Source organism: Pedobacter sp. 01T416_2, assembly GCF_056398925.1.
The window spans coordinates 1-2,469 of record NZ_JBFTQI010000826.1; the positions used below are offsets into that span (position 1 = coordinate 1).

The 2,469-nt window shown below is 40.5% G+C and carries 1 protein-coding gene and 1 pseudogene; both read left to right on the forward strand.

From position 1 onward, the window contains the following. A pseudogene (locus AC1DPQ_RS24640) lies at nt 1-908 on the forward strand (SusC/RagA family protein); the annotation flags it as partial. A gap of 10 nt (nt 909-918) precedes the next feature. Beyond that, on the forward strand, nt 919-2,448 hold the full coding sequence (locus AC1DPQ_RS24645; protein ID WP_477611175.1) for a RagB/SusD family nutrient uptake outer membrane protein: 1,530 nt from the start codon (nt 919-921) through the stop codon (nt 2,446-2,448). Nucleotides 2,449-2,469: the final 21 nt, after the last annotated feature.

Consider the following 2,469-nt stretch of genomic DNA (forward strand, 5'->3'; position numbering starts at 1 on the left):
CTTCTATCCTGACCAATCTGACCGACAGTAAAATCAGCAACAAAGGTTTTGATATCCAACTGGATGGAAGAATTATCCAAAAACAGGATTTTACCTTGGGCCTCAGCGGAAACATTGCCGTTAACCGCAACAAAGTATTAAATATGGGTGGTGCGAGTACCATTTTAACCAATGGTGCAGAACGTTCGTATTTAACACACATTACACAAGAAGGTCAGCCTGTAGGGATGTTCTACGGATTTAAGGCTTTGGGTAGAATTACTGCCGATAATTTAGGTAAGGTTGCCCCATCGGCATCTGCTACGAACCCGGCTAAAATCGGTGATTTATATTTTCAGGATACGGATGGTAACGGCATTGTAAATGACGCGGATAAAACGGTAATCGGTACCCCGTACCCTAAATTCACCTATGGTTTTGCTTTAAACACCTCTTACAAAACGTTCGATTTAAGGGCATCTTTCAATGGATCGTACGGGAACCAGGTTTTAGATGGGCAGGATTACTACCTGTATAACTTTGAAGGTTCGGGAAATCAATATGCAGAGGTTGCCGACCGTTACAGAAACGAAGCTAACCCTGGCAGTGGTTTAAATTATCGCGCATCTCGGGCAGGTACACAAAGTAACAGTACCCGTTTATCGTCTTTCTATATTCAGGATGGATCTTACTTTAGATGTACCAACATTACTTTAGGTTATACCTTCCCTAAAATGCTCGCCAATGCGATAAAAGTGAGCAACATCCGCATTTATGCCAGTGTTGATAATGCTTTTACGATTACCGATTACAAGGGTTATAACCCAGAGGTAGATTATAGTGGAGGTTCTAATTTAACTCCAGGTGTAGATTATGGTAACTATCCATTGGCAAGAGCCTATAACCTGGGTATTAAACTTACTTTTTAGCATTAAGAAAATGAAGAACAATATTTATACAATTCTGGCCCTCGGAGCAGTTTTAACCCTAAGTGCCTGTAAAAAAGATTTTTTAGCACAAAACAACCCAAACGCGGTTACTGTTGAAGACTATTTTAAAACAGAAAACGATGTGCTATTGGCAGTAAATGGCGCTTACCAGTCGTTAAGGAGTAGTAATACCCTGGGTGAGAACAGTGGACTGTTTACCGATGAACGCTCGGACGATGCGGGAAGAAATGACAACCAGAGTAATGCTGGTGAGCCCTTCCAGTTTAACGATTTCTCTTTATTACCCAGTAACTCTTATTTAAAAGCACACTGGCTGGCGCTTTTCAACGCGATTACCCGGAGCAATGTAATTTTATCGAACATTGATAAGGTAACTTTTGTAACACCTGCAAACAAGATTAATTACATTGCCGAAGCCAAATTTATAAGGGCCATTATGTATTTTGAACTGGTAAGGAAATGGGGTCCTGTTCCCTTAGTTACTAAACAATTGAACAATACTGATGAGGTTACCGCAGCAACCTTCCGTGTACCTGAGGCTGATGTGTACAACCAGATTGTTGCCGATTTAAAAGACGGTTTAAACAGTACGCTGCCGAATTTTCAGAACTCGGCAAACATCGGGAGGACTTCGAAAGCTGCAATTAATGCTTATTTGGGCAAGGTTTACTTAACGATGGCGGCAACGTTACCGGCAAATAAAGCCGAAAACCTAACTAATGCCAATACTTATCTATTGGCAGCTTACAACATGAAAACTTTTGGAAATTTATCTGAAATCCCTTATGTTGATGTTTTTGATGTAGCGAAGAAAATGAGTTGTAAAGAGTTGATTTTCCAGATATCCTATAAACAAGGTGATGTGAATTACAGTTCGAGTATTGCTGCAAACAACCAGGCAAAAGGCGAATTGATTAATTCTTTAAAAGTATCAACCGGTATTGGTGGTAATGTGAAGCTAGACCTGATCAATGAGTATGAACCAAGCGATTTAAGGAAAGATTTCTCGGTAAAATACGCTAACGATGCCACGGTAAAGGATTGGTTTATTACCAAATTCCGCGATGCGAGTGAATTGGCCACTAAAAACGGTTATGGAGGCAACGACTGGATTTTGATGCGCTATGCTGATGTAATTTTAATGCTTGCGGAGGTAAATATGTTGCAGGGCAACGATGCGGTGGCCATTCAATATCTGGATATGGTTAGGGCAAGGGCTGGAATGCCATTATACGCTGTAGCCAAAACAGATGCCACCTATGCGGCTAAATTCCCGACTTTAAAATTGGCTATTTTGCACGAGCGTAGGGTAGAGTTTGCTTTCGAACACCAAAGATGGTTCGATTTAATCAGGAATTTTACTGCTGCGGAATTGGTTACTTACTTAAAAGTGAAACCACAGTCGTCGTATGGAATTGCTAAACTGGCTAACGTAACTACAAAAGACAGGTATTTTCCTATTCCTTTTGATGAAGTGAAATTAGATCCGGTTAAAATGTATCAGAATCCGGGTTACTAAACGGATTGGTAATATTTAAGC